Source organism: Bacillota bacterium (assembly GCA_040755295.1).
In the GTDB taxonomy this organism is placed as follows: domain Bacteria; phylum Bacillota; class Desulfotomaculia; order Desulfotomaculales; family Ammonificaceae; genus SURF-55.
Window position 1 is genome coordinate 381,429 of record JBFMBK010000001.1, and the last position, 14,453, is coordinate 395,881.

Below are 14,453 nucleotides of genomic sequence, written 5' to 3' on the forward strand. Positions count from 1 at the left end.
GAAGCCCTGTGAGTAAGGCTCGTTAAGGCATCCGACGTTTATTCGGACGCCGGGTGTGAATTTCCCACGGACCGACGTTTTTTGAAATAATCGAAGCGGGTGCCGGTTCCGTACTTGTAAGTAGACTGAAGGTCAATAGTCCGGCAAGGTTTTACAAGGTCTTTTCTTTATTAACCGGTGCGGCGAACCTTAGCGGGATTGTTTTGATAAAGATTCGTAGAAACGACGGAAATCAAGTGAAGTTTTTTACGGAGGAACGCATGAGTAAAGGTTATCTCGCTATTGTGCTCCACGCTCATCTGCCCTTTGTACGTCACCCGGAAAAGGAACGCTATTTGGAGGAAAACTGGTTTTACCAGGCGGTAACGGAGTGTTATCTGCCTCTGATAGACGTTTTCCAAAAGCTGTCCGGTGAGGGCGTCAGGTTCAGGGTGACGCTTTCGCTTTCACCTCCACTGATAACGATGCTTACCGATGCGCTATTGACCAGACGTTATGTGTCTCATTTGGAACGGCTGATCCGTTTGGCGGAGGCGGAGGAGAGGCGGACCGACGGGACGGAATTCCATCCGCTTGCGCGGATGTACAAAGAACGCTTTCAGCGTTACTACGACCTGTTCGTCAACGAATATAAGGGGAACCTGGTTTCCGGTTTTGCCTCCCTGCAGAATCAGGGCGTTTTAGAGGTGATAACCACCTGTGCCACGCACGGTTACCTTCCCCTGGTTCGCGGCGTGGAGGCCCGGCGGGCACAGATTCAAACGGGGCTTGACCTTTTTGAACGGCATTTCGGCGCCCGCCCGCAGGGCTTCTGGCTTCCGGAATGCGGTTACATGCCGGGTGTGGATGAACTGCTTGCGGAGGCGGGAATAAAATACTTTTTTATCGAAACACATGGGATTCTGACGGCCTACCCGCCGCCTCCTTACGGCATTTATGCTCCCGTGGTATCGCCCGCCGGCGTGGCGGCCTTCGGCCGTGACCCCGACACCTCGCGGCAGGTTTGGGACCGCCAGATCGGCTATCCCGGGGATTACTGGTACAGGGAGTATTACCGAGACATAGGATACGAGCTGCCGTGGGAGTACATCGAACCGTTTCTCCCATCCGGGGAAGTGCGTACGGATACGGGATTCAAGTACTTCAGGATCACAGGTCATGAATCAAAGGAACCTTATAACCCTCAGGTTGCGCAGGAGAAGGCGGCAGCTCACGCGGAGCATTTCCTTCACCACCGCCAGCGCCAGGTTTCTTACTGGGCGGAGCGGCTCGAGACGGAGCCCATTGTTGTAGCCCCTTACGATGCGGAGTTGTTCGGCCACTGGTGGTATGAGGGTCCTCAGTGGCTGGAGTTTTTCATTCGCAAGGTTGCCGCTCAGGTTGAGGTGGCGCTGGCCACCCCGACGGATTACCTTAAAGCCCACCCCCTGCAGGAAACAGCCTCCATAAGCCATTCGAGTTGGGGTGAGGGCGGGTACAGCGAGGTCTGGCTGAACCCGGGCAACGACTGGATTTACAAGCACACTCACCATGCGGAGAACCTGATGGTGGAGCTTTGCGACCTTTACCCCGAAGTGCAGGGGACGCTCCGGCGCGCTTTGAACCAGGCCGCGCGGGAACTCCTGCTGGCCGAGTCGAGCGACTGGGCGTTTATTCTCCGGGTGGGTTCTACGGTAGAATACGCGACAAAAAGGGTTCAGGAACATATTGCGCGATTTAACAGCGTTACCGACCAGATCCTCAATCAGAAGATTGACGAAGCCGCTTTGGAGGAAACCGAGTCGTTCGACAATATTTTTCCCGGGATGGACTACAGGGTTTACAGCCGGTTCTGGTCGGACGGCGACCTTCAGGTTGTAGGACGGCAGCGAATAATGATCCTTTCGTGGGAGTACCCACCGCGTGTAGTCGGGGGACTGGGAAGACATGTCTATGATCTTTCACGGGCGTTGGTGAGGCTGGGGAACAAGGTGACGGTCATCACCGCTCCGGCGCCCGGGTATCCGCCGACGGAAGAGATCCAAGGGGTCGAGGTCTTCCGGGTTCAGCAGGAGGATCGCGAAAGGAACTTTCTGGACTGGGTGGCCTGGCTGAATAAAGAAATGGTTAAGATCGCGGGGCGGCTTTTCGCAGAAGGAAAACGTTTCAACGTTATTCACGGGCACGACTGGCTGATAGAAGCGGCGGCAGGGGAACTGATCGAAAGGTACGGCATTCCTCTTACGGCGACGATTCACGCGACGGAATACGGCCGATACAAAGGAATACATAACGAGACCCAGTTTGCGATTCACAGCGCTGAAAAAAGGCTGGCGCAGCGGGCGGAACGTATAATATGCTGCAGCGGCTATATGATGCATGAGGTTTCCCGTTTGTTCGGCGTTCCGCTGAAAAAGATCCGGGTGATTCCCAACGGGGTCGACCCGGAGGTGCTCGGCGTAAACGGTTGGCGGGGGCCGGCGGCGCAGTCGTCGTCCCCCATGGTTCTTTTCCTGGGCCGGCTGGTGCCGGAAAAGGGGGTTCAGGATCTCATCCGGGCCTTGCCGCTGGTGGCCGAGCGTGTTCCGGGGGTACAGGCGGTTCTTTGCGGCCAGGGTCCTTACAAAGCTGAGCTCGAAAGGATCGCCGAAGAGACGGGAATGGCCGGACGGGTCCGGTTCGCCGGGTTTGTCGACGGGGCGGGTCGTAACCGGCTGCTGCAGGAGGCCGGCGCCGCGGTTTTTCCCAGCCATTACGAACCCTTCGGTATTGTGGCGCTGGAGGCGATGGCGGCGCAGATTCCGGTTGTAGTCGGGGATACCGGGGGCCTGGGCGAAGTGGTGGAGCACGGAATCGACGGCTTCAAGGTGCCTCCGGGGCGGCCGGATATGCTTTCGCGTTACGTAGGCGAGCTTCTGACCAACAGATCCCTCGCCAACGAGCTTTGCCGTCGGGGATGGCGCAAGGTACGTTCGTCATATGACTGGCGGCATATAGCGGCGGTTACGTGCGAGGTATATGCGCGTGTCAGCGGAAGGTCTGCCGGACCGGTCCGCAAATCGCACCACGCAGGATGAAAACAAGCGTTGAAAGTCGCGAGTCACGGGTCGCGGGTTAAGTCCCAAGTCCTGAGTCAGTCAGAATTCATAGAAGACAGAAGTCACGAGTTACGGAAATATAGACCTGTAAGCTTTGAATTTAGAAGCAGTGTTGTAACATACACGGAACGCGGCGAGAAGTGATACAGTGTAAGGAAGATTAGCAAGGACGGGCCGGAGCGTATACGGAAATACGTAAGGACCCGGCCCTGCAAGGCTGACAAAGCTATACGCAGCTTATCGCCGCGCCCTGAGAAAGAAAGCTTATCTTTAAGGGAGGGGAAGATGTGCCGCGTCCTTTAGTGGTCGGCAACGGCAGGATAATGGTTGCTTTCGACGATAAGCTTGAGATGCGGGATTTCTTTTATCCCCACGTGGGACAGTGGAACCATCTTCAAGGGAATCGGAACCGCCTGGGGGTCTGGGTGGACGGTTCCTTCACCTGGACCGCGGACGACGGATGGGAGATGCGTCTCGCGTATAAAGAAGATACCATGGTGACCGATGTGACGGCAAGTCATCATGGTGCGGGCGTTAGGCTTTCGATAAATGACGCCGTGCACCGGAGAGAAAACATCTATCTTAAGAAGTTAATAGTACATAACCTGTTTGATAGAGAGCGGGAAATCCGGGTCTTTTTCGGACAGAATTTTTCAATCGACGAGACTGAGGTAGGAGACACGGCTTTTTACGACGCTCTTCATCAGGTGATTTGCCATTACAAGCGCAACCGCTACATTCTTGTAAACGGCCTGAGTTCCAAAGGACAATTCGACCACTTCGCCACGGGCATCAAAAGCTTCGGTAAAGCGGAGGGGACCTGGCGTGACGCGGAGGACGGGACGCTAAGCGGGAATGCCATCGCTCAGGGGTCCGTCGACAGTGTTGTCGGTTTCAATCTGCTGGTGCCGCCTCGCGGAACGGAGACCATTTATTATTGGATTTGCGCGGGACGTAACATCCAGGAGGTCCGGGCCCTTAACAGGTTTGTCCTCGATCAGGAGCCGGAGGAGCTGCTGTACCGGTGCGAAACATACTGTCAGGCTTTCCTCGATGCGTGTTTTCAAACCGGTATCAACGCGGCCGGGTTCGACATCGAGGATTTTCCCGTGGGAGTTCTCAAATCTTATAAACGTAGCCTCCTTATATTAAGGGCGCATTTCGATTCCAGAGGGGCGGTAATTGCTTCACCCGATTCAGATATTATGTCAACTAACCGGGACCACTACTGCTACCTCTGGCCCCGTGACGGAGCCCTTGCGGCTTACGCTCTGATAAGGGCCGGATACGGAAGATTGACGCGGCAGTTTTTTTCGTTCTGCTCCAACGCGCTGACCGAGCAGGGTTACCTACTGCACAAATACAACCCCGACGGTACGGCCGGATCGAGCTGGCACCCCTGGCTCGAAGAAGGCGTTGTTCACCTTCCGATTCAGGAGGATGAAACGGCTCTGGTGCTCTGGGTGCTCTGGGAATACTACCGCCGGGAACGGGACCTTGAGTTTGTTTTGGGACTATACCAAAGTCTTGTACGCCCGGCGGCTAATTTCCTGAGCAATTACGTAGACGAAGAATCACACCTGCCGGTGGAGTCTTACGACCTTTGGGAGGAAAGGCGGGGAGTTTTCACCTTTACCACCGCCGCGGTATATGCAGGGCTCACGGCGGCAGGGAATCTGGCACAGCTTTTCGGGCAGCCGAAGCTTTCCAATTACTACTTGACGCGGGCTTCCAGGATGCGCGAAGCGATGCTTACCCGTCTTTATGACAGCAATAAAAAGCGTTTTATACGGGGCTTGCATTTCAATAAACGGGAAGGAGCCCTTGAGCCGGATCTCACTATCGACAGCAGCCTTGCCGGTGTGTTTCTTTTTGACGCGCTGCCGGCGCATGATCATCGCGTGGCCGAAACCATGCGCCAGGTGGAGGAGGTGCTGTGGGTAAAGACCGGAGTGGGAGGTATGGCCAGATATTTCGGCGACTACTACTTCAAGCGGGTGGAAGACTTTAAAAGAGTTCCCGGCAACCCATGGTTTATCTCAACCCTATGGCTGGCCCAATACTACATCCGGACCGCCCGTAGCAAGGAGGAGTTGGCCCGGGGGAGAGAACTGCTGGAATGGTGCGTGTCTCATTCCCTGCCCACCGGGATAATGGCGGAGCAGGTTCACCCGCTGACGGGGGAATCGTTGTCGGTGGCGCCGCTGAACTGGTCACACGCTTCATTTATTATCGCGGTTACGGAGTATATAAACCGTCATCAAGAAATAGAAGAAACCCGGAAACAGACGATGTTTTGTCCTTCGGGGTAATTTAGAACAGTCACACCAAGATCTTTGCAAAGTGGCAATAAAATACAACTTACAGAGACACTGCTGTGAACTCTGTGTCTCTGTGGTGACCCGGTACTCAGCTTTAGTTGCATTGTATATGTACGATGCAAAGTATTTATAACGTGCCGTTGAGTGCTGAGCGGTTCCAGCTTGTCCGGGTTAGGGTATGGTTTCTTGGATGTGGGGGAATAAGCGGTTTTCCTCAAGGGGGTAAGGAATTATGCAATTCGAAATCAATGGTCTGGCGACGGGAATCGGAAGCCTGCCCTATTTAGAAACGGCGCCTGCTCTGGAAATGGTGAAGAAATACCTGCCGGTTCTGCCTCATTGGCCGCAATTGCCCTGCCGGACGGCCGCCGAGGGCTTCGTGCAGCAGTTCGTCGGCGCGCTTGGAAAGCACGGTGTACTTTCAACGGAGGGTAAGCCCCGTTTTCTAAACGACTGTGACGACTGGCCCGAACGGCTGACGGCGTTCTACACCTTCTGCATCAGTGCGGAAGAAGGCGACGAAGCGGCGCTGGAGGCTTTCGCGCCTGATAGGCAAGCGGCTTCCGGCTTATACGCCTTTCTCGAAGCGGCTGAGGCGGGGGAATTTCCAAGCGCATTCGCTTTCAAAGGGCAGGTTGTCGGCCCGCTGACGGTGGGTTTCCAGCTTGTCGACGCCGACGGGCGGCCCGCCTATTATGTTCCCGAACTACGGGAGTTGATCGCCAAGAACCTTTCGCTCGCCGCGCGATGGCAGGCGCAGAGGCTTAAGCGGTTCGGACGGCCCGTCCTGCTGTTTATAGACGAGCCCGGGATAAGCGTATACGGCCAGTCAACGTATATAACCGTAACCAGGGAACAGGTGACTGCGGATATGGAAGCGGTCATAGCCGGAGTCAGGGCCGCCGGAGGGCTTGTGGGGGTCCACTCGTGCGCGGCCGTAGACTGGAGCATCCTTTTGGAACTCGGGATCAATGTTTTGAGTTTCGATGCCTACGGGTATTTTAACTCCCTCTTGCCATACCGCCGGGAGATGACTGCGTTCCTGACCGGAGGGGGCGTTCTGGCCTGGGGTATTGTGCCGACTGCGGAAGCGGCGTTGAAGGGGGAAGACACACAAAGCCTTTTGACCCGGCTTAAATCATATCGTGGTGAGCTCGCGGCGCGCGGGGTGCCCGAGGACCTCTTGCGGCGTCAGTGGCTTGTCACGCCGGGCTGCGGCGCCGGTCTGCTCGGTGAACCGGCGGCCAGGCGGATTTACGAATTGACGGCGGCGATAGCCGCTGAGTTGAAGCGGGGAGGGTCGTGTTGATTATGACCGGGTTGAAGGGACTGGCGGACTACCATGTCCATACCCGGCGCTGCGGACACGCCTCCGGCGAAGCCAACGAATACGTTAATGCCGCAAAGGCGATCGGCCTGCGCGAGATCGGCTTTGCCGACCACATCCCGCAGTATTTCCTGCCGCCTGGCCTGCGCGACCCGGGACTGGCGATGGAGGAGAATGAACTCGGGGATTACGCGGCTGAGGTTCTGGAGAACCGGTCGGCCAACAAGGACATCGTGGTGCGGCTCGGGATAGAGGCCGACTTCGCCCCGGGGCATGAGAAGGCGCTCAACGAGATTTTACGCGGTTACCCTTTTGACTATGTTCTCGGCTCGGTGCATTATATCAACGGCTGGGGTTTCGATAACCCCGAACAGACCGGCGGTTATTCCGGGCGGGAGATCGACGATCTGTACCGGGAGTATTTCGGGTTGGTGCGGCAAATGGTTTCCACCGGCCTTTTCGACGTGGTCGCCCACCCCGATCTTCTCAAGAAATTCGGATACCGCCCGGAGTCAAACATCCTGCCTTTATATGAGGAGACGGTACGTGCGATCGCGGCTGCCGGGATGGCGGTGGAGGTTAATACGTCCGGGTTGAGGCAGCCGGTTAAGGAAATATACCCGCATCCGGAATTTATGGGGATTTGCCGCCGCTACGGGGTGCCGGTGACCCTCGGTTCCGACGCCCACAACCCTGTGGAGGTTGGCCGGAATTTTGAGGAGGCGCTGGTCTTGCTTCACGGGGCCGGTTACCGCGAGTCGGCGGTTTTCGAAAACCGGCGGCGGACGCAAAGGGCGCTGCCGTAAGGTCGGGGGGCTTTCTTTTAGTTCGCTGCTACGGTTTGCGGCCTTTTTCTACTCGGAAATCATAGAAGCTGTCGGTGGAATGCTCGGTTCTCGTATGTCCTTTACGGCGGCGGCTGGCACAGGGGAGTCTTATTAAGTGCGACGAGCCCGCTTTATCTTCAGGCGACCACCGCCTGTTTTGCCGCCATAGTTTTCGGACAGATCGGGAACGTGCTTGCCTGCCGTTACAGCAGGGAGACGGCCTTCCGTCTCCGTTTCCGTGACAACCCGCTTATCGTGGTCGGTATAGCGACCGAACTACTGTTCCTTTTCGTGCTCATGTACGTAGAACCCGCCCGTTTAATTTTCAAGACTCACCCGCTCGAATCCGGTCAATGGCTTGCGCCTGCCCTGATGCCGTTCGTGCTTGTCCTGATGGACGCGGTTTACAAGCAACGCCGCGCCTGAGGGCGGTATTCTTCTGACCTAAAGGAATATTCTGGGCGGCACACTGTTTTAGGCGCTTTGCATCTTTCCTTGCGCCTGCCGCCTGTGGTACTCTAAACTTAGCCGCTTGAAACCTTGGGCTTTTTTGCCAGCATGGCGTTTAGGCGGTCATATTCGTTTATTACTTCCGGATCGTCCGGTTCCATGTTATCCTGAAGATTACAAGAGGTAAAGCTGGCCCGGGCGCGAAAACTAAAAAGGTTGATCAGGTCGGCGGGAATCTCGTAAAGCTTCGACCGCCGGTATACTGCTGGGTAGCTATTCAGCTGTTACTTAACACTTACAGAACGAACACCAATGGGGGCCCCGTCCATGCATGAGTTCAGTCTGGTTGAATCGATGATCGGCCTGGTCAGGGAAAGTGCGGCGGAAAACGGTATAACGCGCGTATCGGTTGTAAAACTGGTCGTCGGCAGGCTTGTTATGGCACAGCCGGAACTGTTAAGGTTTTCTTTCGATGTTTTAAAAGAGAAAACGGTACTTGAAGGAGCCTCCCTGGAAATAGAAGAAAGACCTGTAATGATGCGCTGCAGGGGGTGCGGGAATTCCTTGTACCCGGAGTATGTGGAATTTATCTGCCCGTCCTGCGGTGAGACGCTGGAAGTAATAACGGGGAAGGAACTATATATCGAACATTACGAAGGCGATTCGTAACGCCGGATCTACGCAACATGGTAAGAAAGAATAACCACAGAGACACAGAGCACACGGAGGGGAAAACCAAAGAAGGGTTATTTAATTTTATTGAGTCTTGATATTTCTGTTCTCTGTGAACTTTGTGCCTCTGTGGTGGAATGTTATTGGTTCCGGCTTATCCGGGTTGGGGGATGAATAAGTTGAAGGTAGTCATGGGGCAGCGTCTCCTGCGGGCGAATGACGAGGCGGCGCGGGAGAACCGGGAGCGTTTTGCGAAAAGCGGCGTTTTTGTTGTGAACCTTATCAGTTCGCCCGGAACGGGCAAGACCACACTGTTGGAGCAGACAATCAGGCGGATGCGGGACGCCTGTAAAATAGGGGTAATCGAAGGAGACATATATACCACCCGGGACGCCCGGCGCATAGCGGACCAGGGGGTGGAGGTGGTCCAGATAAACACCGCCGGCGTCTGTCACCTTGACGCCCCGATGATCGCACGGTCTCTGGAGGAACTTGAAGGGGACGGTTACGATTTGTTGTTCATCGAAAACGTAGGGAACCTGGTCTGCCCGGCGGAGTTTGACCTCGGAGAGGACGCGAAAGTCGCCCTGCTCAGTGTTACAGAAGGCGGCGACAAGCCCGAAAAGTACCCGCTGGTGTTTCAGGAGGCGCAGGCGGTGGTTGTCACTAAGTCCGATCTTTTGCCGTATACCGATTTTGACCTTGAATCCGTGGGGCAGGAATTGAGTGCGATTAGTCCCGGTATTAAGATTATGGTGGTTTCGGCCAAAACCGGAGAAGGGATAAAGGAATGGTGCCGATGGCTGGAAGAAAGGGCTCTGCAAAAACGGGCGGGAAAATTCGCTACCGGATAACCGTTAAGGGAACAGTTCAGGGCGTAGGATTTCGTCCTTTTGTTTACAACGTCGCGCAGTCGCTCGGCCTGGGCGGGTTCGTGCTTAACGACGCCCGCGGTGTGATCATCGAGGCGGAGGGAGAGGCGGAGAAATTGGCGTGGCTGATCGAGGCGCTGCACAAACGCCCTCCGAGGCTGGCGAGGATCGCTTCAATCGATCGGGAAGAGCTGAGCCCGGCCGGTTACTCCCGGTTCGAGATTATCCACAGCGCGGACGAAGAGGAGAAAGAGGCCCTCGTCCCGCCGGACGTCGCCCTTTGTTCGGATTGTGCGAGGGAAACGTTCGATCCGAAGAACAGGCACTACAGGTATCCGTTTACCAACTGTACAAACTGCGGACCGCGCTTCACAATCATCACCGAAGTGCCTTACGACCGCCGGCAGACCTCAATGGCCGAATTTGCGATGTGCCCGGACTGTGCCCGGGAATACGACGACCCGGCGGACCGGCGTTTTCACGCCCAACCCGTCGCCTGTCCGGCTTGCGGGCCGCAGGTGGAGCTGTTGAACGCGGACGGGAAACCGGTGCCGGGTGACTGGTGGGAAAACTGCTGGCGGATACTTAATGACGGGAAAATCCTTGCGGTTAAAAGCCTCGGGGGATTTCATCTCTGCTGCGACGCCTTCAACAGGCAGGCGCTTAAAACACTCCGACAGCGCAAAGGCCGCAGTCATAAGCCTTTTGCCGTGATGTTCCGGGACCTTGGCGTCGTCCGGCGCCACTGTGTCGTCAGCGAGGCGGAAGAGCAACTGCTCAATTCCCTTCAGGCCCCGATTGTAATCCTTCAGCGCCGTCATGACACACTGCTTCCCCAGGAACTGACGCCCGGGCTCAAGACCCTCGGGGCCATGCTGCCATACACGCCGCTGCACTTGATGCTTCTGCAGGGACCTTTCGTCTGCCTGGTGATGACGAGCGGTAATTACAGCGAACTTCCGCTGTGTAAGGATAATGAAAGGGTGTTTCAGGAACTGGGCGGGATCCCCGATTACATTCTGCTTCATGACCGCCCTATAGTTAACCGGTGCGACGACTCAGTAACGGCGGTGATGGACGGGGAGGCGCAGGTTTTCCGGCGTTCGCGGGGCTACGTGCCCCGGCCCGTGATGGTCCCCGCCGGGGACGGCCCGACGGTGCTCGGGATCGGCGGCGAGATGAAGAACACCTTCTGTCTGCTGCGCCGGGGGCAGGCTTTCCAGAGCCAGTATATCGGCGACCTGGACAGCCTGGAAGGGGAAGAAAACCTGTTTTCCAGCATGGTTAATTTTCAGCGCCTGCTGGGGATAGAGCCGGAGGTGATAGGCTACGACCTGCATCCCGGTTACAGTTCCTCCAGGATAGCGGAAACCATTCCGGCAAGGATGAGGTTCGGCGTTCAACACCACCATGCCCATATGGCGGCCTGTATGGCCGAAAACGGGTGTGAAGTGCCCGCGATGGGAGTGATCCTTGACGGCACCGGTTACGGGGAAGACGGTAACCTCTGGGGGTTTGAGGTGCTTTCCGGCGATTACGGGAGTTGTACGCGGCATTTTCACCTTGCTTACGCGCCCCTGCCCGGCGGTGAGCAGGGTATTCGCCAGCCCTGGCGCATGGCCGTTTCTTACCTGCTTGCATTCTTGGGGGATGAAGGCGCGGCGGCGGCTTTGGAGCTGTTCGGAGCGAGGAAAAGGGACCTTGAAATCGTTCAGTATCTGGTGAAAAAACGGTTTAACTCGCCGCTGGCATGCGGTTGCGGGCGCCTGTTCGACGCGGTGGCGGCGCTTCTCGGAATACAGAGCGAGGTGACCTACGAAGGGCAGGCTGCGGTGGAACTCGGAGAGCTGGTGCAGGCGCCGGATGAGAACGGGAGCACGCCGCCCTATAGTTACTCCTTTGAAGGGGAAGTGATTTCCCCTGCGGGCATTTTTACGGGTGTCCTGGAGGATATCAGGGCCGGTGTCGGTAAAACGGTAATCAGCACCCGTTTTCATAATACTATTATCGCTATGGTCTGCGACGCTGTTAAAAAGGTAGCGGAACGAACGGGACTCGGCAAGGTGGCCCTGAGCGGCGGGAGCTGGCAGAACCGGTACCTCTTTGCGGCGGGGAAGGAAGCGCTGTCCCGGGAAGGGTTCGAGGTCCTGTTCCACCATCAGGTACCGACAAATGACGGCGGTTTGAGCCTCGGCCAGGCGGTTGTCGCGTACAGGAGGTGGCAGGAGTGTGTTTAGGCGTTCCAGGTATGATCGTCGAGATATCGCCGGGGGACCACACGGCGGTTATTGAAACCTTTGGTATAAAGCAGATGATAAACACCTTCCTCGTCGGTGAGGTGAGCCTGGGTGAGTATGTTATGGTACACACGGGCTACGCTATAGAAAAAATAGACCTTGAAGAGGCGCAGGAGAGGATCAGGCTCTGGGAGGAGTTACTGACGCATGAAGGATTTGGAGAAGTTCCGCGACCCGGGGATAGCAAAAGCGCTGATTAAGGAGATTCGGATAATGGCCGCCCGGGAAACAGAACGTCTCGGGCGGCGCGCGGTTTTTATGGAGGTTTGCGGCACACATACCGTGGCCGTTTCGCGAGCCGGGTTGCGCGGCATTCTGGGGGATTATATCGACCTGCGCAGCGGTCCGGGTTGTCCGGTATGTGTCACCGATTACGGCGACGTCGACCGAATGGTGAGGTTCGCCCGGCTGCGCGGGAACGTTACGGTGGGCACTTTCGGCGATATGGTCAGGGTTCCCGGCAGTGACTCCTCATTGGAGCGCGAACGGGCTATGGGGGCGGACGTGCGTATTTTATATTCTCCCGCGGATGCGGTTCGCTACGCTTTGGACAACCCGCAGCGGGAAGTGGTGTTTCTCGGCGTGGGCTTTGAGACCACCGCGCCGGCGACGGCTCTTGCCATTAAGGAGGCAAAAGCTCGGAATCTAGAGAACTTCAGTGTTTTTCTCGCGCATAAGCTCGTCCCTCCGGCGATGGAGGTCCTTCTAAGCGATCCGGAGTTGAAGATCGACGGTTTCATTCTTCCCGGTCACGTCAGCGCGATCATCGGGCGCAAGGCTTACACTTTCCTTGAAGGATACGGCCTGCCTTCGGTGATTGCCGGTTTTGAGCCCAACGATATACTTGACGCGATAAGGCTGATCCTCAAGATGATGGGCGAGGGGGAAAGCCGGGTCGTTAACGGCTATACGCGTGTGGTGCGCGAGGACGGAAACATGATCGCCCGGCGGCAGATGGAGGATGTTTTTACGGTCTGCGACGCCTCATGGCGGGGTTTCGGGGCCATCCCGCGGAGCGGTATGGCGATTTCCTCAGATTACAAGGACCTGGACGCCAGTCAGCGGTTTCTGCCGGCGCCGGTCACGCCCCGGATCCCTACGGGCTGCGTCTGCGGGGAGATCCTGAAAGGCAAGCTGACACCGCGGGACTGCCGCCTGTTCGCCAAGTCATGCGACCCCAGGCGTCCCGTCGGACCGTGCATGGTGTCCTCTGAAGGAGCATGCGCCGCGTACTACCAGTTTGATCGGCACCTGAAGGGGGTCGCCGATGACGCATTGCAGTAGAACAAAGCGGAAATCCAGACCCGTAAGCTGGTTGCTTAGGAAGCAGTAGTGTAACACGGGCGAAACGCGGCAGGAAGTAATGCAGTGCAAGAAAGACCTGCAGAGACGACCCGTGAACTTGAAAATTAGAAGCAGTATTGTAGTATAGACGGAGCGCGGGGAGAAGCAAGTAGAGCGCGAAAGACTGGCAGGGATGGGCCGGAGCGTACTGGGAGGTACGTGAGGACCCGGCCCTGACTGATGACAAAGCTATACGCAGCTTATCGTCGCGCCTTGCTAATGAACGTCTATTGTATAGGGAGGCGGCGGCGGTTGAATAACGGCATAATCCTGCTCGCGCACGGGGACGGCGGTGCTTTGACCCACGAATTGGTTACGGAATTGTTTTTACGCTATTTCCCTAACCAGACCCTTAAGGCACTTACCGACGCAGCCGTATTTCCCGTTTCCGGGGAGCGTGTTGCTGTGAGCACCGATTCTTTTGTGGTGCAGCCCGCCTTTTTCCCCGGCGGGGACATCGGGAAGCTTGCGGTTTGCGGGACGGTCAACGATCTGGCGGTAAGCGGGGCGAAACCTTTGTACCTCACGTCCTCCTTCCTTATCGAGGAGGGATTGCCGTTTGAGGATTTGGAGCGGGTGGTCTCCTCCATGGCGGCAACCTGCGCGGAGGCGGGCGTGGAGATAATAGCCGGTGACACAAAGGTGGTCGGGCGGGGTAATCTCGACCGTATCTTTATCAACACCACCGGGTTCGGTGTCGTACCCCGTACGGTTGATCTGGGGTATTCGCGCCTTAAGCCCGGGGACCGGGTGCTTATCAACGGCGCCGTAGGGGAACACGGTATGGCTGTCCTCGCCGTCCGCGAGGGCTTAGGGTTCGCCGGGCAGATTACAAGCGATTGCGCGGCCCTCAACGGGATAATAGAGAAGCTTCTGACCGGGGTGAGCGGCGGCGTCAGGCTCATGCGGGATCTGACCCGCGGCGGGCTGGCCACCGCGGTGAAAGAGATTGCGGTGGGGGCGGGGTGCGACATTTACATTTCGGAAGCGGCTGTTCCGGTGCTCCCTGCCGTAAAAGGGGCGGCGGAAATGCTGGGTCTTGACCCGCTGTACCTCGCAAACGAAGGTAAATTCGTGGCGCTGGTTGCAGCGGATGCCGCGGAAGAGGCGCTTGCGGTCTTAAAGGATCATCCTCTCGGGAAGGATGCGCGGGTCATCGGTGAGGTAAGCGAGGGGCGGGGAAACGTTTACCTGAAGACCGCCTATACCGGCACAAAATTTCTGGACATGCTTGCCGGGGCGCCGCTGCCGCGTATCTGCTGAGAA

Annotated in this window: 10 protein-coding genes and 1 pseudogene; all 11 read left to right on the forward strand. The window is 56.9% G+C overall.

Features of this window, described 5'->3' with window-relative positions:
- Positions 1–260: 260 nt before the first annotated feature.
- The 11 genes and pseudogenes from AB1500_01715 to hypE all read left to right on the forward strand — a co-directional run bounded on the left by AB1500_01715 (position 261) and on the right by hypE (position 14,450).
- Positions 261–3,056, forward strand: a complete 2,796-nt coding sequence (locus tag AB1500_01715) for a 1,4-alpha-glucan branching protein domain-containing protein (GenBank protein ID MEW6181881.1) — start codon at positions 261–263, stop codon at positions 3,054–3,056.
- Between the two features lie 308 nt (positions 3,057–3,364).
- Positions 3,365–5,389, forward strand: a complete 2,025-nt coding sequence (locus AB1500_01720; protein ID MEW6181882.1) for a glycoside hydrolase family 15 protein — start codon at positions 3,365–3,367, stop codon at positions 5,387–5,389.
- A gap of 241 nt (positions 5,390–5,630) precedes the next feature.
- Positions 5,631–6,707 carry a hypothetical protein gene (locus tag AB1500_01725; GenBank protein ID MEW6181883.1) on the forward strand — a complete coding sequence of 359 codons (1,077 nt, stop codon included), beginning with the start codon at positions 5,631–5,633 and terminating at the stop codon, positions 6,705–6,707.
- A 2-nt stretch (positions 6,708–6,709) separates the two neighbouring features.
- A complete protein-coding gene (locus AB1500_01730) occupies positions 6,710–7,531 on the forward strand; it encodes a histidinol-phosphatase HisJ family protein (protein ID MEW6181884.1) in 822 nt (273 codons plus the stop codon).
- Between the two features lie 111 nt (positions 7,532–7,642).
- Positions 7,643–7,978: pseudogene (locus AB1500_01735) on the forward strand (cation-translocating P-type ATPase C-terminal domain-containing protein).
- A 351-nt stretch (positions 7,979–8,329) separates the two neighbouring features.
- Positions 8,330–8,671 (forward strand): hydrogenase maturation nickel metallochaperone HypA, encoded by a 342-nt coding sequence (gene hypA / locus AB1500_01740; GenBank protein MEW6181885.1) that lies wholly within the window; start codon positions 8,330–8,332, stop codon positions 8,669–8,671.
- Between the two features lie 173 nt (positions 8,672–8,844).
- Complete coding sequence (hypB, locus tag AB1500_01745) at positions 8,845–9,528, forward strand: hydrogenase nickel incorporation protein HypB (protein MEW6181886.1); 684 nt, start codon at positions 8,845–8,847, stop codon at positions 9,526–9,528.
- The gene (gene hypF, locus AB1500_01750; protein ID MEW6181887.1) at positions 9,474–11,783 is read left to right on the forward strand and encodes a carbamoyltransferase HypF; all 2,310 of its coding nucleotides are present in this window, start codon (positions 9,474–9,476) and stop codon (positions 11,781–11,783) included. The genes hypB and hypF overlap by 55 nt, the downstream gene beginning before the upstream one ends.
- 11 nt (positions 11,784–11,794) lie before the next feature.
- Positions 11,795–12,043, forward strand: coding sequence for a HypC/HybG/HupF family hydrogenase formation chaperone (locus AB1500_01755; GenBank protein MEW6181888.1), 249 nt, complete (start codon positions 11,795–11,797; stop codon positions 12,041–12,043).
- Positions 11,991–13,127 (forward strand): hydrogenase formation protein HypD, encoded by a 1,137-nt coding sequence (gene hypD, locus AB1500_01760; GenBank protein ID MEW6181889.1) that lies wholly within the window; start codon positions 11,991–11,993, stop codon positions 13,125–13,127. The genes AB1500_01755 and hypD overlap by 53 nt, the downstream gene beginning before the upstream one ends.
- Positions 13,128–13,439: 312 nt before the next feature.
- On the forward strand, positions 13,440–14,450 hold the full coding sequence (gene hypE, locus AB1500_01765) for a hydrogenase expression/formation protein HypE (GenBank protein MEW6181890.1): 1,011 nt from the start codon (positions 13,440–13,442) through the stop codon (positions 14,448–14,450).
- The last annotated feature ends 3 nt before the right edge of the window (positions 14,451–14,453 follow it).

Bases quoted from the DNA above. Each gene is read 5' to 3' on its own strand.
- AB1500_01715 (MEW6181881.1), top strand. From the start codon at position 261: ATGAGTAAAGGTTATCTCGCTATTGTGCTCCACGCTCATCTGCCCTTT.
- AB1500_01725 (MEW6181883.1), top strand. From the start codon at position 5,631: ATGCAATTCGAAATCAATGGTCTGGCGACGGGAATCGGAAGCCTGCCC.
- AB1500_01730 (MEW6181884.1), top strand. From the start codon at position 6,710: ATGACCGGGTTGAAGGGACTGGCGGACTACCATGTCCATACCCGGCGC.
- hypA (MEW6181885.1), top strand. From the start codon at position 8,330: ATGCATGAGTTCAGTCTGGTTGAATCGATGATCGGCCTGGTCAGGGAA.
- hypB (MEW6181886.1), top strand. From the start codon at position 8,845: ATGAATAAGTTGAAGGTAGTCATGGGGCAGCGTCTCCTGCGGGCGAAT.
- hypF (MEW6181887.1), top strand. From the start codon at position 9,474: ATGGCTGGAAGAAAGGGCTCTGCAAAAACGGGCGGGAAAATTCGCTAC.
- AB1500_01755 (MEW6181888.1), top strand. From the start codon at position 11,795: ATGATCGTCGAGATATCGCCGGGGGACCACACGGCGGTTATTGAAACC.
- hypD (MEW6181889.1), top strand. From the start codon at position 11,991: ATGAAGGATTTGGAGAAGTTCCGCGACCCGGGGATAGCAAAAGCGCTG.